General features: G+C 50.0%; 18 protein-coding genes. 2 read left to right on the top strand and 16 right to left on the bottom strand.

Annotated features, from left to right (window positions below; all coding sequences use genetic code 11):
• Both KNQ18_RS12790 and KNQ18_RS12785 read left to right on the top strand, forming a co-directional pair.
• Positions 1-1398: a dihydrolipoyl dehydrogenase family protein gene (locus KNQ18_RS12790; RefSeq protein WP_214806061.1), complete on the top strand. Its 1398-nt coding sequence runs from the start codon at positions 1-3 to the stop codon at positions 1396-1398.
• 78 nt (positions 1399-1476) lie between these two features.
• The gene (locus KNQ18_RS12785) at positions 1477-1977 is read left to right on the top strand and encodes a methylated-DNA--[protein]-cysteine S-methyltransferase (protein WP_064300599.1); all 501 of its coding nucleotides are present in this window, start codon (positions 1477-1479) and stop codon (positions 1975-1977) included.
• Here the strand turns inward: KNQ18_RS12785 and KNQ18_RS12780 are convergent.
• From KNQ18_RS12780 to KNQ18_RS12710, 16 genes are all read right to left on the bottom strand, one after another.
• Positions 1951-2361, bottom strand: coding sequence for a VOC family protein (locus KNQ18_RS12780; RefSeq protein WP_214806060.1), 411 nt, complete (start codon positions 2359-2361; stop codon positions 1951-1953). The genes KNQ18_RS12785 and KNQ18_RS12780 overlap by 27 nt on opposite strands.
• 130 nt (positions 2362-2491) lie before the next feature.
• Positions 2492-3496 carry an aldose epimerase family protein gene (locus tag KNQ18_RS12775; RefSeq protein ID WP_214806059.1) on the bottom strand — a complete coding sequence of 335 codons (1005 nt, stop codon included), beginning with the start codon at positions 3494-3496 and terminating at the stop codon, positions 2492-2494.
• Positions 3493-4989, bottom strand: coding sequence for a UDP-glucose--hexose-1-phosphate uridylyltransferase (locus tag KNQ18_RS12770; RefSeq protein WP_064300596.1), 1497 nt, complete (start codon positions 4987-4989; stop codon positions 3493-3495). Before KNQ18_RS12770 ends, KNQ18_RS12775 begins: the two co-directional genes overlap by 4 nt.
• Positions 4990-5018: 29 nt before the next feature.
• Positions 5019-6017 carry a UDP-glucose 4-epimerase GalE gene (gene galE / locus KNQ18_RS12765; RefSeq protein WP_214725013.1) on the bottom strand — a complete coding sequence of 333 codons (999 nt, stop codon included), beginning with the start codon at positions 6015-6017 and terminating at the stop codon, positions 5019-5021.
• On the bottom strand, positions 6018-7190 hold the full coding sequence (locus KNQ18_RS12760; protein WP_214806058.1) for a galactokinase: 1173 nt from the start codon (positions 7188-7190) through the stop codon (positions 6018-6020).
• Entirely contained in the window at positions 7187-9310 is a 2124-nt protein-coding gene (locus KNQ18_RS12755; RefSeq protein ID WP_215085078.1) for an alpha-galactosidase, read from the bottom strand. Before KNQ18_RS12755 ends, KNQ18_RS12760 begins: the two co-directional genes overlap by 4 nt.
• Positions 9311-9324: 14 nt before the next feature.
• Entirely contained in the window at positions 9325-11319 is a 1995-nt protein-coding gene (locus KNQ18_RS12750; RefSeq protein WP_215085076.1) for a beta-galactosidase, read from the bottom strand.
• Between the two features lie 25 nt (positions 11320-11344).
• On the bottom strand, positions 11345-12130 hold the full coding sequence (locus tag KNQ18_RS12745; protein WP_023466970.1) for a carbohydrate ABC transporter permease: 786 nt from the start codon (positions 12128-12130) through the stop codon (positions 11345-11347).
• Between the two features lie 13 nt (positions 12131-12143).
• Positions 12144-13106 (bottom strand): carbohydrate ABC transporter permease, encoded by a 963-nt coding sequence (locus tag KNQ18_RS12740; RefSeq protein ID WP_215085074.1) that lies wholly within the window; start codon positions 13104-13106, stop codon positions 12144-12146.
• A gap of 72 nt (positions 13107-13178) precedes the next feature.
• Positions 13179-14489: an ABC transporter substrate-binding protein gene (locus KNQ18_RS12735; protein WP_050678942.1), complete on the bottom strand. Its 1311-nt coding sequence runs from the start codon at positions 14487-14489 to the stop codon at positions 13179-13181.
• 29 nt (positions 14490-14518) lie between these two features.
• Positions 14519-15001 carry a hypothetical protein gene (locus tag KNQ18_RS12730; RefSeq protein WP_215085072.1) on the bottom strand — a complete coding sequence of 161 codons (483 nt, stop codon included), beginning with the start codon at positions 14999-15001 and terminating at the stop codon, positions 14519-14521.
• A 221-nt stretch (positions 15002-15222) separates the two neighbouring features.
• Positions 15223-16383: an ROK family transcriptional regulator gene (locus KNQ18_RS12725; RefSeq protein ID WP_214772146.1), complete on the bottom strand. Its 1161-nt coding sequence runs from the start codon at positions 16381-16383 to the stop codon at positions 15223-15225.
• Between the two features lie 110 nt (positions 16384-16493).
• Positions 16494-17198 (bottom strand): hypothetical protein, encoded by a 705-nt coding sequence (locus KNQ18_RS12720; RefSeq protein WP_214748499.1) that lies wholly within the window; start codon positions 17196-17198, stop codon positions 16494-16496.
• A gap of 107 nt (positions 17199-17305) precedes the next feature.
• Complete coding sequence (locus tag KNQ18_RS17435) at positions 17306-17434, bottom strand: hypothetical protein (RefSeq protein ID WP_268026775.1); 129 nt, start codon at positions 17432-17434, stop codon at positions 17306-17308.
• Positions 17435-17512: 78 nt separating this feature from the next.
• Positions 17513-18361 carry an MBL fold metallo-hydrolase gene (locus tag KNQ18_RS12715; protein ID WP_215085070.1) on the bottom strand — a complete coding sequence of 283 codons (849 nt, stop codon included), beginning with the start codon at positions 18359-18361 and terminating at the stop codon, positions 17513-17515.
• 84 nt (positions 18362-18445) lie between these two features.
• Positions 18446-21112, bottom strand: a complete 2667-nt coding sequence (locus KNQ18_RS12710) for an MMPL family transporter (RefSeq protein ID WP_058265550.1) — start codon at positions 21110-21112, stop codon at positions 18446-18448.
• Positions 21113-21119: the final 7 nt, after the last annotated feature.

Genomic DNA, 21119 nt, shown 5'->3' with positions numbered 1-21119 from the left:
ATGGTTGTTGGCGAACTTACACAAGAACGGGATCTTCTGATCATCGGTGGAGGTCCCGCAGGTTATACGGCAGCGATCCGTGCTGCACAAGGCGGTCGAAACGTTACATTGATTGAACAAGCTGAACTCGGTGGACTTTGTCTGAACCGAGGCTGTATCCCGTCCAAGGTCTATGCGCATGCGGCAGAAGAGATGTTACGCTTGCCGCATCTTGAAGACCTTGGATTCACCGCCCCTGCTGTCCATGATTTTAGTAAACTGAATGCTTACCGGAATCGTGTCGTGCAACAATTACGTCAAGGAGTGGTCGCCCTCTGTCAGGCGAATCAGATTGAGCATATCTCTGGTGCAGCCTCCTTCCTGTCAGAGGACCGGATCGGCGTCGAGTCGGGACATCAGTTCGATACGTACCGGTTTCAAGACGTTATCATTGCGACCGGTAGTCACAGCATCCAGCACGAGGAATCGTGCCGCTTGAATGCCGAACAGCTTTATCAACTCGAGCAACTACCAGAGAGCTTATTGATCATTGGATCTGACACGCTAGCACTCGAAGCGGCCGCCTGTTTCCATGCACTTGGGACAGAGGTGACGTTGTTCGCGGATCAATTGTCACTCGAACCAAGCCTTGAAAAGGAACTGAAGCGGACATTCAAAAAACAAAAAATCCGTCTCGTGTCGGATGTCGTAACACGTATCGAGGCTTCATCGGACGCGACCATCACCGTCATGAAAAACGGAGAAGAAGTCGCCTATCAGGGTGCCTATCTGTTCCAGTCCCTTTCCCGGATCCCGAACAGTTTGACACTCGGTCTCGAACGGATTGGTGTGACGCTTGCAGAAGACGGGACGATTCCAGTTGATGTAAATGGACGAACGAATCAACCGCATATTTACGCAATCGGTGATGTCACACCGGGTCCACAGCTCGCCATCCGTGCGATTCATGAAGCGAAGCGGACGGCAGCGCATCTGTCCGGTCAAGACGTCGATTCAACGACACCGTATTATCCGACGGTTCTACGGACCTTCCCACCGATCGCTTCGGTCGGGATGACAGAACAAGATGCAGTCGAAGCCGGACATGCTGTTCAGAGCGGACAATTCCCACTGAATGCAAACGGAGCGACGACGATCGAAGGTGGCAGTGGGTTCGTCAAGGTCATCGCTGACGAGCAGACATCACTGATCCTTGGTATTCACATGATCGGGGACGATGCTCATCGTCTCGTCGGACAATTCACACAAGCGCTGGAACTGACAGCAAAACGGGAGGATCTTCTCTTCCCTGTCATGGCCCATCCGAGTCGAAGCGAAGCCTTGACGGAATCGATGGAAGCCTTATTTGGTCAATCGATCCATCTTCCACCGCGGCAACAAGTCGGTTCGCGCGCGTAATCCAAAAGAGGTGCCTCTGCGTCAGAAGCACCTCTTTTGGATTCATCACTTCATTTCGTGTAGAAAGGAAAACATGTCATGGAACTGTACTTCACTCGTTTGCACTGGAATACGCATACGTTTCCGGTCGCTGCTACAGCAGATGGTCTCTGTTATGTCGGCGCTTGGGATGAACCGGAGGATTTATTCGACGACTGGTCGCGGAAACACTTCCCCCGAGCCGATCGGATTGCTTCTGATACCGCGCTTGCTCCATATACGGAGCAGCTACTAGCTTATCTAAATCAGCAGTCGACGACACTGTCCTTTCCAATCGCACCAGTCGGTACCCCGTTTCAACTTGAAGTCTGGAATGCTTTACGCGCGGTACCGTACGGTCAAACCGCCACCTACTCCGATATCGCGGAACGTCTCTTCCGGCCGAACGCGACTCGCGCGATTGGCACGGCAATTGGGAAAAATCGATTACTGCTTGCGATTCCGTGTCACCGGATCATTGGCAAAAAAGGCGATCTGCTCGGCTATCATGGCGGTCTGAATATGAAGCGGACACTACTCGCGCTCGAGCAACGCCTCTGATTCTCGTCCCTCTTCGCTGAACGATAGAGCGAACAGAATCCCGAACGGGTCGCGGACTTGCGCATACCAACCTCCAAAGTCTGCTACCGCAAGGGGTGTGACGATTTGACCGTCTGTCGTTAATCGCAGATACACTTGCTCGAGCTCTTCAAGCGACGTAAAAGTCAATAACAGATGGAGCGAAGAAGAGGTATTCGGTGCGTCACCCTCGTCCCAGAGCATCAATTCAAACGCGCCATTGGATAAATGTGCGTGATAGACCGTATCTCCTGCTTCATCCATTATGATACGCCGACGTGTCATCGCAAATACGTTTTCGTAGTACACGATCGCCTGCTTGGCTTGTCCCGCAAAAACGAGACAAGGAGTAGCGGCATACTGCATGGAAAGCCCTCCTTTCATTATGCTTTAGTATCACCTTTCGCACTTTTCTTCCCGATTTCCTTCTATACACAAAAAGCCCTACTCTCCTGTCCAAGCAGACACGGAAAGTGGGGCTTTTTCTTCGAATCCATCAAGACACTACGCCAAAGCGATAAGCTGTTTTCCAGTGATAGGTCTCACCGGGTGACAACAAGATTGATGGAAAATCAGATTCATGGACTGCATTCGGATGCACTTGCGTTTCAAGGCATAAACCAAGTGATGGTCGAGCAGGGACACCATGAACCGTATAATCGGTCAGCAGTTGCGTTCCGGTATAGAGCACGACCGCCGGCTGATTCGTCGTGACGTCGACGAAACGACCGGACACCGGATCTGCGAGTCGTAGTGTGTCATCCCGTAACACGAAGGGATGATCGTAGCCGTCTCCAACAGCAATCGTCTCGGGGTGCTCCAGCGCAATCCCGTCACGAATCGACTGACCGTTCCGGAAATCGAACGGGGTTCCGGAGACGTCCCGTTGTTCCCCTGTCGGTAAGCCGTCTGGCTGGACCGGTAAATAGCAGTCGCTTGGTAACGTCAAGACGTGATCTAACACATCCCGCTTCGCATCTCCCGATAAGTTGAAGTACGTATGATTCGTCAGATTGAGTGGTGTCGTCTGATCCGTCACGGCCGTCATCTCAAGCGTCAGTGTCGTTCCCTCTAATCGATAATGCACGTCGAGTGTGACCGTTCCCGGATAACCTTCTTCTCCATCCGGACTGTTCAAGCGCAAATGGAACAATGTATCCGTCGCTTCGATGACATCGAACCATGCTTGATCGAATCCGTGAATCCCACCATGCAGATGATTCGCACCGTCGTTTGCGACGAGCGGATAAACCTCTCCCGCTACTTCGAAGCGTGCTTGTCCGACTCGACCAGCGACGCGTCCGACGATTGCCCCGAAGTAAGGCGAGTGCTGTTGATAATCGTTCACCGTCTCAAGACCGAGGACGACACTTTCTAAATGACCATCCCGATCGGTCGTCCGGATATCTTGGATGATGCCGCCGTAGTTCCAGAGTGTCACTTCGATGCCTTCCTGGCGTAACGTATGTCGGATCAACTCTTTCTCAAGTAGTTGTGTCATCGTTGTTCCTCCACCGGTTGGCGCGTCACGAGTTGAACGAATCGCCCGAACGCCGCCTGACCTTCTTCCGTCTGTTTAAAGACGCCACAGTCTTCGAGACCACGTACGAATTTCGCAGCAACCGCTTGCTCGACGTACATCGTGACATCTTGACCGTCATATGCTTGTTTTAGTTCTTGCGCCCAGTCAGCATGAGCGACAGCTACTTCGTCGACTTCACCTGTGATGAACTGTTCGACCTGTTGCAACTCTTGGAGCAGGCGTGCCGGTAAGACCGCCAGTCCCATCACTTCGATCAAACCGATATTTTCCCGCTTGATGTGGTGAATATCGGCATGCGTATGGAAAATACCGTCCGGATGTTCTGCTGACGTCCGGTTGTTCCGTAAGACGAGATCGAGCTCGAATTGTCCATCACGTTGACGGGCGATCGGCGTCACCGTATTGTGTCGCGTCTCACCGGTATGTGAACGGATCTCTTGGCTCTCATCCGTATACGTCAACCACGTCTCATAGACGGTCGTCGCAGCATCGAGTAGTGCCGACGCATCTTCACTCTTCAGACGCAACACACTCAGTGGCCAGTGTAAGGTTTCGCCAGTGACTGTCGGCTGATCCGGGAACGTAAAGGATGTTAAAGCGTTTGCCCGGTCCATCGCAAACGTATAGCGACCGCCCTGATAATGATCATGCGTCAGGATTGATCCGCCGACGATCGGCAGGTCCGCATTCGAACCAGCAAAGTAATGTGGGAACTGCTCGACGAAGGCTAGCAGACGTGCAAACGCATCCCGATTGATGACCATGTCACGATGTTCCTGTGACAGAATGATGCTATGTTCGTTGTAATAGACGTACGGTGAGTATTGTAATGCCCACGGTTCTTCCAGCAGTGTCAGTGGAACGATTCGGTGATTTGCTCGGGCTGGATGATTCGCACGGCCCGCGTAACCGACGTTTTCGACGCACAACAGACAGGTCGGATAGTTCGACGTCGTCGGTACCTCCGTCCGAGCTGCTGCGATTTCACGTGGATCTTTTTCCGGCTTCGATAAGTTGATCGTGACATCGATCGTCCCATAAGCCGTCTCTGCTTGATAACGTTTATTTTTAGCAATCCGTTTCGTTTGAATATAGTTACTTGCTTGACTGAGCTGATAAAAATAATCCGTCGCCGCTATCGGTGATTCAGCGTACAGACGACGGAATGCCGCTGTCACGTCAGACGGACGAGCGACGAAGATATCCATCACATCTGCTGCGAACTGCTCTTTGTCTTCAAGACGCGCCGGCAACTGCCCACTTACGATCAACACTTCAATCATGTCATCCAAGATATCTGGAATCGGGCGAGATGGTACGTCTGCCTGTTCTTCAAAATCGGCTTGACCGACCCGCGCTAGAATCCGGTTCCGGGCGTAGATCGCATCTTCCGGTTCAATCAAGCGTTCCTGGATTGCTTGCGCTACTAACTGTTGGATGAGTTCATTCATCGCCGTCACTCTCCTCATTCTGTCTCTCTTTAACGAACGCTCGTCCGGTACCCTTCTGGATTGTGCGCATGCCAATTCCAAGCATCACGGATGATCGTTTCGATGTCGGTGCGTTGTGGTGTCCAGCCGAGAACTTCTTTTGCTTTGGCGGATCCGGCGATTAAGATACTCGGATCCCCTGCACGACGTTCAATGATGCGTTCCGGAATCGGGTGTCCCGTTACGCGACGGGCTGCTTCGATGATTTCTCGCACGGAAAACCCTTGGCTTGAACCGAGGTTAAAGACTGCGCTGTCGTTGCCGTCCGCTAAATAATCGAGTGCTCGTACATGGGCATCAATCAAGTCTTCAACATGGATGTAATCGCGAATGCACGTGCCATCCGGCGTTGGATAATCATCGCCATAGATCGAAATTTCTGCCCGTTGTCGGTTGGCTACTTCAAGGACGAGCGGAATCAAATGTGTTTCTGGTGTATGGTCTTCTCCGATTTCACCTGTTGCCCGTGCACCGGCGACATTGAAGTAGCGTAACGCGACGTAACGTAAGCCATACGCTTGTGCAGACCATCGCATCATCTTCTCCATCATCAACTTCGTCTCGCCATACGCATTCGTCGGACGCGTTTCCGCTGTTTCGAGAATCGGCATCTGTTCCTGTTCACCGTATGTCGCTGCCGTCGAAGAGAAAACGATCTGTTTGATGTCGTGAGCAATCATCGCTTCGAGCAACACTTGTGTCCCGTAAACGTTGTTATCAAAGTAGCGTAATGGTTCCGTCATCGACTCGCCAACGAGTGAAAAAGCAGCGAAATGAACGACTTGTTCAATCGTCTCTTCCGTAAAGACGCGATCGAGAAAAGCACGATCGCGTATATCTCCCTCATATAAACGTGCTTGCGGGTGAACCGCTTCACGATGACCGGACTGCAGATGGTCGATGACGACGACATCCTTTCCGGCATCAATCAATTGATAGACGGCATGGGAGCCGATATAACCAGCTCCACCTACGACTAACGTTGCCATTTAGATGACCTCCCGTTCGATTTCACGTGCTCCGTCACCGACCGTCGCCGTATAGAACGTCGCCGGGTATCCGATCCGTGCTTCATAGTGTTCGCCGACAGCTTGTTTGAACGCGTCGACTGCTTCGTCTTCAACGATCGCAATCGCACAGCCACCAAAACCAGCACCTGTCATCCGTGCGCCGAGCACGCCCGGTTGTTCCCAAGCGGCTTCGACGAGTGTATCGAGTTCAATCCCTGTCACTTCATAATCTTCCCGTAACGAGACGTGTGAAGCGTTCATCAACTGACCGAACGTCGTCAGTTCTCCCGCTTCAAGTGCTGCTAGTGCCTGAAGTGTTCGTTCATTCTCTGAAATCGCATGGCGTGCGCGACGCATCAAACGTTCGTCTTCCCATGCGACTTTTGCGAATTCTGACGTCGTCCATTGTCCGAGTGCTTCCCGTGGCGTGAATTGATTGAGATAAGCGAGTGCTGTCTCGCATTCCGCCCGGCGCTCATTGTATTTCGAATCCGCCAGTTCACGGCGTTTGTTCGTATTCATGATGATGATCGTATACCCCGTCAAATCGAGTGGGGCATACGTATAATCGAGCGTCTCACAATCGAGCAACAAGCCCGCTCCCGCTTTTCCCATGCCGATCGCAAATTGATCCATGATACCACTGTTGACGCCAATATAACGGTTTTCGACTTGTTGACCAAAGCGGACGAGATCAAGACGCGGAATCTCTAATCCGTATAATCGGTCGAGCAAGACACCGACGACGAGTTCAAGCGAAGCCGATGACGAAAGACCAGCCCCGTTCGGGATATCACCTTGAATCAGGATGTCGCATCCTGTATCGATCCGGTATCCTGCTTCTTGTAAAACTGTAATCATACCTTTCGCGTAGTTCGCCCAACCGTGCATCGCGTCATACGCGAGTTCGTCGAGCGTGACTTCGATGATGCCATCCTGCTCGAAATTCAACGAGTAGAAGCGGAAGCGTTGATCGTCTCGTTTTCGTGCGATCGCATGTGTACCGAACGTCAACGCGCACGGAAAGACGTGACCACCATTGTAATCCGTATGCTCGCCGATTAAATTGATCCGTCCTGGTGCAAAGAAGCGATGCGTCGACGGTGAGCCAAACCGCTGTTCAAATTGTGCTTCTAACGTCTGGTCTGTCATACGATCGTCTCCTTTGATTCGAGTAGTGAGAGCGCACGGTGGACTGGCTGAATCCGCAAGCAGCGGGCTTCATAGTCCGTCGTGTATGAGAATGTTAAGCCTTGTTGCATCAAATAAGCGCCGCTTAACGTCCGGTCCTCGACTTGATAACGCATTGCTGGGTCGAGTCTTTTTAGCTTGAAGTGATACTGATGTGCTCCGTATTGTCGAAGTGGCGCGATCGCAAGTAGGACCGTTTCTTCTTCTGATGTATACTGCATGACGCTTGGCGTCTGTTGTGTAAAAGCAGATAAGCGATACTGGATACCGCGTTGAACCGTCGGACGAATCGCTTGATATGTCTCGATCCAACCTTTTGCTTCCGCAAGTTCATCCGTTGACCACTCGCTTAAGTTACCACCGATGCCGAGTGTGCCTTGCATCGAGGAGACGAAGCGTGTCGCAAGCGGTACGTTGCGTCCATTTAACCAGTTCGGTCCGTCCGTCACCCAGCAACTCATCATTTTCGCATTGTAGGCATACGAGAAGTCGTGCTGAATTTGTAAGCGATCGAGTGGATCGGTGTTATCACTCGTCCAGACTTGTTCTGTCCGTGAGAGGATTCCAAGGTCGATCCGTCCGCCACCACCGGCACAGGCTTCGAAGTCGACCGTCGGATGCAAGCGACGTAATTCGTCAAAGATCCGGTACAATGCATCGACGTGACGTTTCCATAGTTCTTGCTGTCGATCCGTCTGGTCTTTTGGAACGCCTGGTTCCGAGAAGGCACGGTTCATATCCCATTTGATGTAGTCGATCGCGTGACGCGTCAGCAAATCATCCATCATCTCGAGAATGAACTGCTCGACTTCTGGTAATCCAAGATTCAAGACGTATTGATTCCGAGATGTCGTCCGGACTGCATCGCGCGCATGGTAAATCCAATCTGGATGCGACCGGTATAGATCAGAATCCGGATTGACCATCTCCGGTTCGACCCACAGACCGAATTGTAACCCTTGTTGTTTCACATATGAGATCAAAGGCTCTAGACCGTTCGGGAATTTTTCCCGATTAACGTGCCAGTCCCCGAGTCCCGCTTGATCGGAATTGCGTTCGCCAAACCAACCGTCATCGACGACGAACAGCTCACAACCGATTCCTGCTGCCAGATCAACGAGTTCACGTTGACCAGATTCCGTCACATCGAAATACGTCGCTTCCCATGAGTTATAGAGAACTGGACGCTCCGTCGCACGCGGCATGATGACGTTACGCTGGAACGCATGCGCATGGGCGCTCATATCCGCAAACCCGTTCGCATAGCCGATGTAGAACGTTGGTGTCGTCAACTGTTGTTGATGTGATAGTTTCCAACTGAAGTCAAACGGATTCATGCCACCTGATAGTTGGACAAAACCGAACGCATCTTGTTCGACGTGAATCGCCCAGTTGCCGGAATAAGCAAAATGTCCGTAGATGACTTCACCTCTGTCTTCTGTCGCATCCTGTTCAAGTGCGAACCAAGGATTCGCTTGGTGACTTGTCACTCCACGTCGACTTTCAATCGTCTGGCGCCCTGGTGTCACTGGTGTGATCTGTTTCTTGAACTCACCTGTCCACATCCCAGCGAAGTGATGCAGTTTTAAATTCGGTTGATGCCATCGTCCCATCGCAAAGGACTGGGCTGCTGTCAAACGAACAGGTAATCGTCCCGTGTTTTCGACGACGATCGAACGACCGATGATGTCATAATCAGCGAACACTTCATACTGCACTCCGACACGCATCTCCTGCAAGGGATCAAACAGCCAGAGTGTCAATTTCGTTTCGGTCTGCTCGGAGCGTTCAAACTGGAACTGGTGAATCCGCTGTCCGTCTTCTCGTTCCGATTTCAAAGTCGGCTCCGTGTACAACATCTCACCGAATGGTACGAAATCGTACGTCGCGACGCCATCTGGTGATTCAAATGAACTGTGTGCGACGATTGGACTCGGTAATGCTTCATAATCATCTCGATATGGTAACTTGGCACCGAAATACGTGTGAATCAGCTTACCGTTCGCACCAATCGTGACGACGTGAGCGACCCGTTTCCCTTCGATGACGAAACGACGTCCTGCTACTTCAAAGATTGCCATGGTTCTCTTCCTCCTTACGTCGTCAGAATCAGTGTCTCAAGTGGTGCGAGCTGGACCGTTCCACGATATGTCTCATCTTTTGTCAATGCTTTGTATGTTCCGTCTAACGTGACGTCCCGCGTTTCTTTCGTGTCATGGTTCATCAAGAAGAGGAAATCACGCTTTTCGCCGTGACGACGCACGATTTCGACTTGATCCGGCGCCTCGATCATCTCGATGCCGGCCTCAGTGAACGCTTGACGGTAAATCGTATCAATCATCGCGTCATCAATCGATGAGCCGATGTAGGTAATCATTCCTTTATAGGCATTGCGCGTCACAGCCGCTACACCCTCGTAGAACGTATCTTTATAGACAGCGAGCGTCTCTGCTGTCGTTGGTGTGATGAGATCACACCAGAGGCGGGCTGTTGAGGATTGTCCTGCCATCTCGCCGATGCCTGTCACCTGATGTTGCTGAACGGATTGGAGTGACTCGTATTCGTCGATCTCGATGCCCGCATACGGCGCGAACTTACCTGGTAACGTCGTCGGCACGACATGGTTCCGTGCATCCTTGACGCCTGTCCGGTACGTGAAGATGACGTGACCGCCTTGTTCCATATACGCAATCAAGGCGTCATCGAACGTTGGATTCGTTAAGAAATAGAGTGGAACGATGATCAGTTTGTAACGAGAGAGATCATCACCCGGGAAGACGATGTCGGTTGCGACTTGCTGACGAACCGCTCCACCATAGAAGCGGACGAACTCCGTCCGGAAATCAAACGCATCACTGTGTGGCTGGTGTGTCCAAGCCCAGACGTTTTCTTGATCGAAATAGACACCGACTTTCGCGTCATAACGGCTTGCGTTAATCTCATCGCCATACGTATTCAGTTCCGTCATGATTTGTTTGACTTCTTCGAATTTCCGTTTCGGTTTGCCATCATGATCGATGATGCCGTGACAGAACTCCTCTGTTCCGAAATGAGCAGCCCGGAAGCGGAAGTAGACGATTGCTTCTGCTCCCCGCGCGACCGCTTGGTACGTCCAGAGGCGAATGTGTCCTGGTCGTGGCAAGTAACCGATTTTGCTCCAGCCTTGTGCGCCACTCAACTGTTCCATGACCCAGAACCCTTTTCCTTGCTTCGAAGAGCGGCACAGATCGTGATCGCTCGCCATCTTCTCGAACCGGTTCGGCTCCGGTAGTCCACCCCAGACTGGGTAGTTATCGAACGCCACGTAATCGAGGTCTTGCGCCATTTGTTGTTGATTGACCGCCATGTCACTGTAGACAAGGTTGTGCGTGATGAAGACGTCCTCTGGAATGTAGCGACGTAAGACATCAACTTGTAATTTGTTGTAGTACGTATAGCCGTCGGCACAGAAGCGATCGAAGTCGACGAGCAAGGATGGGTTGTGTTCCTGATAGACTTTAAGCGGTACCGGGATTTGCTCCCACGCCGTGTACGTCTGACTCCAGAAGACGGTTCCCCACGCTTCGTTCAAGGCATCGAGCGTTCCGTAACGGTTCGCTAGCCAACGCTGAAAAGCAGCGCGGTCGACATCACCGTAAGAACGATCCGATTTCTCATGCCCGTATTCATTATCCGTTTGCCACCCGATGACACGAGGATGTTGACCGTATCGTTTCGCCATTTCTTCCGAGATCTTGACGGATAGACGCTGGTACGTTTCGCTGTGGACCGTATAATGGCGACGAGCACCAAAGCTGATCGTCACACCGTTCTCATCGACCGGTAAGATTTCTGGATACTTCGTACATAACCAAGCCGGTGGTGTCGCAGTTGGTGTCCCGAGTACGATATCGAATCCTTCCGCACTCAAGCGTTCGATGACGTCATCCCAAAAGCTAAAGTCATAGACGCCTTCTTCCGGCTCCATCATCGACCAAGCGAATTCCGCGAGACGAACGACGTTGACGCCAAGTTCCTTCATCAGTCGGAAGTCTTCCTCCCATAGTGCTCGTGGTGTTTGTTCTGGATAATAATCGACTCCTAAATACATTGTGCTCCCCCTTACGCAAAAACAATTATTTTACTGCACCCGCCGTCATTCCTTTTTGGAAGAAACGTTGGAAGAAGATATAGAAGATCATCGTCGGTAAACTGATCAAAACAAGTGACGCATAGATTTTTCCTGGGTCCCCACCGAGCGCATCCTTGAAGAAACTTGGTGCCATCGTCACTGTCTGATAGGCAGGATCCGTCATGAACGTAAGAACCATCAAGTATTCGTTCCATGAGTTAAGGAACGCATAGATTAAAGCTGTTGCGAGCGCTGGTTTTGCGAGTGGTAGCATGACTTTGAAGAAGACTTCAAGAATCGTCGCCCCATCGATATACGCCGCTTCCATCAGTTCGTTTGGTAGTTCATCAAAGTATCCTTTAATGAGCATCAGACCGAATGGTAAGAAGAAGGCGACTTCCGCTCCGATCAGTCCCCAGTGGTTGTTCAGTCCGTCAAACGAACGGAGCGTGAAGAACAATGGAACGATCATCGAAGCGACGGGTAACATCAGACCTGCTAAGACCATGTTGAACAACAGGCGTTTTCCAGCAAACTCAAGTTTCGAGAAAGCAAACGCTGCGAATGCCAGAATCGTGATCGAGATGATGATCATGAAGAAGGCAACGAAGAAACTGTTGAAGACGAACGTTGGGAAGTTCGGGTTTTGTAATGTCGCGATATAGTTGTCGAATCCATTGATTCGGAGACTCTCTTTGAACATGACGAAAATCGGGAATAACCAGACGATTGATGCCAGCACCAATACAAGGTTGATCATCCAGCGGCTTTTTTTAGATTCTACATCCATGGGTCGTTCCTCCTTAGTTATCCATTTTCTTTTGTACGCGCAATTGGAAGTACGTGATGAGCAAGGCGATCGTGAGTAGGATGATGGCAACAGCACTCGAATAACCGACTTCCTGTTGCAACATCGATTTCCGGAATAGATAAGTCGAAATGAACTCCGTCGACGATCCCGGTCCGCCGGCTGTCGTGATCCAGACTAAATCGAATGTTTTCAGACCACCGATGACACCGAGGATCGAAAGTGTGAACGTCGTTCCTTTCAAGTTCGGGAAAACGATGCTCCACAGTGTCCGGAAGAATCCAGCTCCATCGATTTTTGCTGCTTCGAAGATTTCCTTCTCAATCGTCAACATCGCCATGTAGTACATGACCATTGAAGAACCCGTCCACTGGAAGATGTTGATCGCAATGACCGAATAAAGCGCGATATCCGGGTCACCGAGCCAGTTCTGTTCGAGGCTACCGAGACCAATTGCACGGAGGAACTCATTGATGTAACCAAACTGGAAATCATAGATTTGTGAGAATGCCGCACCGAGTACGACAGGGCTCAAAACGACCGGGAAGAAGAAGACCGACTTCATCGCCGTCCGCATTGGTCCCGGTGTATGCAGGAAGTACGCCAAGACAAGACCGATACCGGCTTGGATCGTGACTGTTAAAATCGTGAAGATGAACGTATTCTTCAGCGAAAGATAGAAGTCTGGATCTCGGAACATCTCAGCATAGTTGTCGAGTCCGACGAACGCTTTGTCAAACGAGATTCCGTCCCACGAGAAGAACGAGTTATAGGCGTTATAGAAGATCCCATAATAGATGAAGCTGACAACGAACAAGACGATCGGGGCAACGAAAGCCCATCCGACCATGTTCCGCTTCATGTTCTTTTTCTTCTTTGGCGCAGGCGTACGTGTCGCTACCGGCTGGAGCGGTTCTGCTTTTGGTTTAATCGGCAATTCCTGTCGCTCTGTCTGCATATGGATTCCCCACTTTCCTCAAGTCCAAAAATCAGGAAGTGGCACGCAGGCGTACCACTTCACTGTCGAGTCTTATTTCGCTGATTGATCCGCTGCGTCTTGAACGCGTTGTAATGCTTCTTTCGGATCTTGTCCTGTCGCGATGTTTTGAAGTTCCTTACCGAGGATATCGTTTAATTTCGTATCCCGGATACCACGGCTAGCAACCGCTTTTGCTAATGTGTCGTTCAACATCTTGTACGACTCTTTTTCACCTTCAGATGTGAAGGCAGCATCTGAATCGACTTTGACGTCCTTGATGCCAGGTGCCATCTCGAACTCACCCATGTAGACTTCTTGTCCTTTTCCTTGGCTCATGAAGGCGATGAACTCCGCTGCACCTTCTTGTTGTTTTGACTCTTTGTTGACACCAAGTGCCATGTCGATCGATGCGATGACGGGTTGCTCTGTTCCGCCTGCTAAGTTCGGGAGTGGAACGAATCCGAGCTCATCATCGATTTTCCATTTTTCTTTTTTCTCTTTCGTCGTCATCGAGTGCGCTTCCCATGAACCGATGACCCACATCGCTGCTTTTTTATCGAAGAACTGGTTCATCCCGTCATTGTACGTCGCTAGACCAAGTGCACCTTCTTGGAAGACTTTATCCTTAAAGAGGTCTTGCCAGATTTGTGCTGTTTTGACCATCTCGTCGTCTGTCCACTTCGCTTCACCCGAAAGAACTTTTTGGATGTAACCTGGCGCCACTTGGTGACTGAGGACGTTGTAGACGTCGATATCGATCCACGCATCTTTTGCTCCGAGCATGAGTGGGATGACTTTATCGCCTGAGTCTTTGATCTTCTTGACTGCGCTGACTGTTTCTTTGTAGTTCTTCGGTGGTGTCACGCCATATTTGTCGAGCATCGTCTTGTTGTACATCAAGTACGCTTGACCTGTGAAACCGATTGGGACCGCGTATTGTTTACCGTCGAGTGTCGTCTGTTCAATTCCAAGCTCGACGAACTTATCTTTCCAGCCTTTGCCGGCTGCTTTATCCATGTACGAATCAACCGGTACGACACGATCCTTGTACTGTTGGATCATCGGTTCTTTTAGACCGATGATGTCTGGACCCTTACCTGACAACATCGCGACTTGTAATTGTTTTTCATAGTCTTCACTGTAGCGTTTGAATTGAACGACGTATTTGTCTTGCGATTCGTTGAACGCATCAACGACTGCTTTCCCCGCTTCTGGTTGTGGCGCCCAGCCCCACCATGTGACGATCGTCTTACCGTCTTTCGTTTTCGTTTGTTGCTCATCTTCTCCACCACAAGCAGCAAGGAATGCGGATAATGTTAGGACTGATGCTGCAGCAACGAGTTTCGTTTTTTTGAATTTCATGTAAGAGCTCCCCTTTTATGTGTAAGTAGTCAAGCGTATCGTCTAGCGTGTTCCCCTTCAATTTGTGCTTGTTTGCACCATTCTTCGATCACTTTCGTCTGAATCGGCATTCCCTGTAGCTGAATCAATACGCGGGCAATCAATCGAAGACGGTACGCCAGCGTATCAACGTCCGGTCGGACGAAGAGATATAACTCCCCACCGAGCGTCAAACAACCGGCAGAGCGCATGTGTTGCATGAGTGCGCGTAATTCAATGTATCCGCTCTCATTTTTTCGAATGTGTAGCTCGGATGAACGGATCGTCAGGACCCCTTGTACCGATGACATCCGGAATTGAAACACACCGTCACGTCGTGGTCGGACGAGCACGATATCCTGCTCGTCTGTCGGGACATCGCCTGGACCCTGTTCTGTCATCTGTTGCGTCGACCGATGAAAATAAAAACCGTGGATTGCTCCGTAACGCCCGAAAGCTTCACGGTACGAAACCCATGGATCGTATGGTTCCATTGCGCGATGCCTCCCTTTCCTGCTTCAGCTTGATTAGCCCCTGCTAACCTGCATCCACCTCCACTTAGTTGACCATGAACTTAGTAAATTAAATTTATTATCTAACTTTACATCGACTATAGCACATCACTTTTTCATTTGTAAACGGTTTCATTAAATTATTTTTGAATAACAAAACCGATTCCATCTCTTGCTGGTTCGCAAGACACGGAATCGGCTCATTAAATCGTTTGAAATAAACTGTTCGTTGCAAGGGCCGCAGCACTGAGCGCTCCCTGTTTTTCACCCCACGGGACCATCTTGACATCGGTTTCACGTGAAGCAGCGGTCAACGCCGTGTGCTCGACCCGTTCCTTGATTTGATCAACGATCGTAGGTGCGAGCTCGAACATCGGTCCCCCAAGTAAAATCCGGCGTGGATTCAAAAGATGAATCGTATTCAAGACCCCGATTCCGATATATTCCCCCGCCCGTTCATACGCACGAACCGCCTGCTCGTCTCCCTCGTTCAACCGCTTGCGCAAATCAGCAAGCGTCGAGACTTGTGGATCAACGACAGCATAATCCCGTAACAATGCTTTTTCGCCTGCCAACGCTTCAAGACATCCTCGGTTCCCACACGAGCAAATCGGACCATCGAGATCAAGGCGCATATGTCCGACCTCTCCCGTAATATGATGTTGTCCGTCGACAAGCTGTCCGTCGAGCACATAAGCACCCCCGATCCCTTCCCCAGCATAGAGATAGAAGAATTGTTCGACCCCGACGCCTTCACCGAACAATAACTCAAACGAAGCGAGTGCCCGGACATCATTTTCGATGAAGACAGGATAGTCAAAACGTGCTTCGAGTTGTACCTTCAACTCAACGTCATGCAGATGGAATCGTGGAGCAAAAAGAATGACACCTGTCTCCGGATTGACCATCCCGTGGACGGAGATCCCGATTCCGTGAATCGTTCCCCGTCCTTCTGTCTGTGCAATCAAGATTTCGCATAAGCGACCGATTGCTTCAATCAGTTCTTCATTCGTCTCAAAGCGTCCCACGGCTTCGGACTCATGAATCGTGTTCCCACTTAAATCCGCAACGACACCGATGAATTGGTGACTTGTTGCATCGATGCCGATGACGTACTGCTCTGTTGCGACGAGTTCGAGCATGATCGGTTTTCGTCCCCCATTTGATACCCCAAGCTCTCGCTCCGTCACGAGTTGTTCTGCAATCAATTCACTGACGATGTTCGATACCGTCGGCTTCGTCAAGTTCGTCCGTTGTGCTAACTCGACCCGCGAAATCGGTTGATGCATCCGGATCAGCCGCAAGACGAGTGCTCGATTATAAGAACGCATCCATTTAGAATTACGCGGTGTTTCTTTCGCCATGTCCCCCTCAACCCCTTTAGTCTGTCTCTTTACTATCTTCGCATATTTTGTAAGGGATTTCACGGTCTCACACAAAAACCGTTCATCTGCTGAACGGTTTTTGTGCACTTTCATGCTTCGTCATATGGTTGTTCCAAGATCAAGACACGTGAACCGTCCGGATTTTCGGTCAGTTCAATTTCGACGATGGCTTGACCGACCAGCAAAACGATTGGTAGAGAAGGATCATTCTCGCGAAAGAAACCGATTTTCCCGTGGTGTGCGTCCATATAGTCTGCATATAAAAATGTGCCGTTGACGTGTAACTCATCCTTCATTCGATTAAACGTCAGACGTGGCACACCGTACCAGGCTTCCCCATTCAAATAAAGCAATGGACGCTCGCCGACCGATTCATTCATCGCCCGTCGGACCTCGATCGCCCCCGTCGTATCGTAATACAATCGATCCTGACCACGTGTCGCGATGACGATCGGATGTTTTTGATACAAGACGACTTCTAAAATTTCATCCGCTTGTTCGACGAAATAACCAGTCTGATCCGACTGGGCAAAACTAATCGTATATAGCTGCATCCAGGAAACAATATCCGTCACTTGAACCGGTTTATGAAAAAGCGCAGAAACAAGCAGTGTTTCTTGCGGAGTCACAATCAGATTGACGGAGATATCCGCTAAGCGGATCGTCCGGATTTGTGTCGAAGGATACGTATGGTCATAACTCGGAACAAGCATCGCTTCATAGTGATCATCCTTTTCGACCAGTTCAATCGATGGCATGCGTCGATCAAAATCCGCAATTTGAATTCGTTTCATCCGACATCTCCTCTCATCTTCTCGAACAGCCTCACGCATGTTATTACCCAATATCTGGTTTTCGTGCACTCCCCTCAATTCAAAAAACCGGAACGCATGCGTCCCGGTCATTGTAGATACAGATCATATAGTAGATATAGAATGCCTCCGACGATGATTAAAAATGAGAAGATGCCCGCTTTCCCAAAAAAGACGCGATCGACGGTCTCATCTCGTTCGAATCTTTGCTTCGTCATACAGTACCGCTCCCTTTAATAAGCTTGTAGTACTTTATTTAATTCGACATCCACCATCCTATTCCTTGTTATGATCTGTCATTTCATTCCATTTGCAAAATAAATCAATGTTTCGGTCTCATCTTCTGTCAACGGTCGTCCGGTCTCTTCGGCATACAAAGTCCGCATGTCCTTCAGTCGTCCTCCGGTCGCTTCTGTTACGCGAATGGCTCGACGCAACATGTTGATCTCTTCTTCAAATTCCGACTTCGGCATCGCTTCTCCATGCGACCAGATATAATAGTCGGCATCTAAACGATCGAGTGTCGTTAGTAAACGCGTCGTCCGTTCGACCGTATAATTCCACTTCGGTGAAAAGATATCGGCATACATCGCGTCGCCTAAGAACACGACACGTTCTTCCGGAATGTAGACGAGTAGACTTCCCGGGGAATGATCGTTTTCGACTTCAATCAACTGACAGTGTACCCCGCCCAAATCAAGATCCAGTTGTCCTTCAAAGCCGATCGTCGGTAAAACGACTTCGATATCACGTGTCGCCCCGAACTCGAGCTTGATCGCGTCCGCACAAAACGGAATCTCGATGCCTTGATCCATTCGTTCTTGTAACGCTCCATCTGTCCAAGCGTAGGGTTGCATCTCCTTCATATGCGTGATCGTTTGCTTAGTCGCGATTGACGGCAGACCAAGATATTTCATGCCAAAAATATGATCCCAATGCCAGTGGGTCAATGCCAATAAGTCAGGTGATCCAAGATTGTGTGTCTTCATTTCTTTTAAGAATAGTGCTGCATGGGCTAACGAGTTTCCCGCATCGATCATCAATTGATGCTTTTCCCCACGCACGACGGCGAGAATCGGGCGGTCCGTCTCGCTGACAGGTGTCTGATACCAAATCCGTGAAGTCAGTTGTTTGAAGTGTTGCATGCTCTACCTCCTTATCATCTGCTCTTAGTATACGTCATGACAAAACCGGATTCATCTAGAAGACGAACCCGGTTTGGTTAGTTCTTATTTTTTAGCGTTTGGTCGAAACGGCCACCAGACCCCTTTACCAAACGATACTGTGATCGCTGGAATCAAGAGCGGTAAGACGATCAAACCATACAAGAGTAGACCTGTGATGACGATCGTCGCGATTTGAACGAGACTCAAGACACCAGACGGCATCATCGCTCCGAAGGTTCCTGCGAGGATGATCGCTGCCGTGATGATGACAGATCCCATCTTTTTCATCGACAGGAACATCGCTTCCTTCGTATCGAGTCCCTTGATCGTTTCTTCCCGGAAACGGTCGAGGAGGAAAATCGAGTAGTCGATACCTAGGGCAATCAACATGACGAATCCGAAGAACGGAACGGCCCAACTGATACCGTCATATCCAAGTCCATTGACGAAGATCAGCTCTGCGATCGACATCGACGTATAATACGTCAGCAATAACGAACCGATCATGAACAACGGCATGATCAACGAACGGAACATGATTGCTAGAATCACGAAGAGACTGATCAGCATGACCGTCACTGTTCGTTTGAAATCGGCTTTCGACGTATCGTTTAAATCACTGTTGACGCTTGAGATACCACCGTATGCAACACTGCTGTCTTCAAACGGTGTCCCTTTGATTGTCTTCGCTGTCGTCTCTTTGATGGCAGCGACGGTTTGAATCGCTTCCGGCGAATACGGATCATCTTCGAGAATGACTTCGAACTTCAATCCCGTCTGTTGATCGATGGCGTAACGATCAATCGCTGGTTTAAAGGCTTTATCCGACAGCGTATCTTTTGGAACGAACACACCTGTCCCCCGAATCGATGTCGCTTGTCCCATCTCGGTCAGAAGGTCGGAAATGTCTTCAAGACCACTTTCGATTTTCGTTAATCCTGCGTTTGCCTGACCGACACCATCCGCGAGTTGCGTCAACCCACTTCCAAGTTGACCCGCTTGCGCACCTTGAGACGCGATACCACTTGCTGCTTGACTGATGCCAGCTTGAACTTGACTCAATTGACCAGACAAAGCATTCAACGTTCCGACGGTTTGTGGGATGTTTTGGGTCGACTGTAGACCTTGACCGACGAGCGTCAACTGTTGGTTAATTTGCCCAAGTCCGTCTGCTGCTTGTTGCAACTGACTTGCACCTGCTGAAGCCGCGTCTCCTGCTGGTAGCTGTCCTGTAATCCCATTCAAATTATCTTCCACCGTCGTCAGACCAGACTGAACATCCGTGAGGCCGGCGGTAGCTTTCTTCATACCATCAGCAACTTGTTTTAATTGACGATCGACGTAGAAATCATTGATGACTTCGCCTGTCGGACGAGAAATCGAACGAACCGATTTGACTCCGTCAATCTTCACCAGTTCACGACTGAGTTGTTCTGCATAAGGAACTGTTTTTTCAGTAATCAAATCATCGTCACTCTTCAGGATGACGTTGACCGGGAGCGACTCACCTGCACCAAATCCATCCGAGATCGCATTGAGTCCTTTGACCGTCTCATACTTTGCACCAATCTCATCGACGGTATTAAACGAGAGGTCATCATCATACGTAAAGAGTGTCGGGACCGTGATGATCGCAACGATGATCATCGCAAGCAACGGACGACGAATCGATAATCCACCATACTGTGCCCACAGTTTACTGTCTTGGTGACTCGCCGCCTTCTTCGATGGCCAGAATAGCTTTTCTTTTAGTGTTGCCATGAAGAATGGGACGAGTGTGAACAAGACGAGCAAGAGCACGGCAATCCCGACTGCAACGGCGACCGACGATTTAAAAATCGGGAAGTCCGCAAATCCAATCGCCGAGAAGCCGACGAGAACAGCGAGACCACTGATGAGTAACGTACGCCCTGCTGTCTTATACGTGTTGACGATTGCTGTCTCAACGTCGTGTCCTGCCGTCAACTCTTCCTTGTACCGGCTCAGTAGCAAAATACAATAGTCCGTCCCAATCCCGAACAGGATGGCAACAAGGAAGATTTGCGTATAGTTCGATACCGGGAAGCCGAACCAATCGACGAAAAAGGCGACGAGTGATTGGCTGATCAGGTACGTAAACCCAACCGCAACGAGTGGGACGAACGGTGTGACGACTGAACGGAAGACGAGCAGAAGCAGTCCGAAAATCAATCCGACGGTAATCAGTTCCGTCCGCTTCAATCCTTCTTGTGAGCTCGTATTGACGTCATCGTTGATTAACGCTTCACCCGTTAGATAGATCGTTTGATCCTTTGGTAAGAGATCCGTCCGGATTTGTTTTGCCAGTTTGACGATTTCTTCTTGCGAACCGTCGACTGTGATTGGTACGAGGACCGTCTTTTTATCTTTTGAGACGAGCTGTCCTTCCGTCTCCTTGTTTTCAAACGGATCGAGCACATCCGTGACCGGACGATCGAGTGCTTCTAAATCCTGAACGATTTGCCCGATTGATGTTCGATCGGCATCGCTGACTTTGTCTTTGAGCGGAATGACAAGAGAAATTGTTTCTTCACTTGCCCCCGCTTTTTCTAAAATATCAGCTGCCCGTTGTGAATCGGCATCATTTGCAAGCTGAATCGCACCTGCTTCTTCTGCTTGTTTAGCTAAGTTTGGTGCCGTAAACAGTAACCCTACTGTGACAATGAGCAATAACGCAAGAATTGCCCAACGCCATTTGACGATTTGTCGCATATCCGAT

This window comes from Exiguobacterium sp. s78 (assembly GCF_018618985.1).
GTDB lineage: Bacteria > Bacillota > Bacilli > Exiguobacteriales > Exiguobacteriaceae > Exiguobacterium_A > Exiguobacterium_A abrahamii.
The sequence above is the reverse complement of the archived record's forward strand: the minus strand, read 5'-3'. Positions and strand labels throughout refer to the sequence as shown.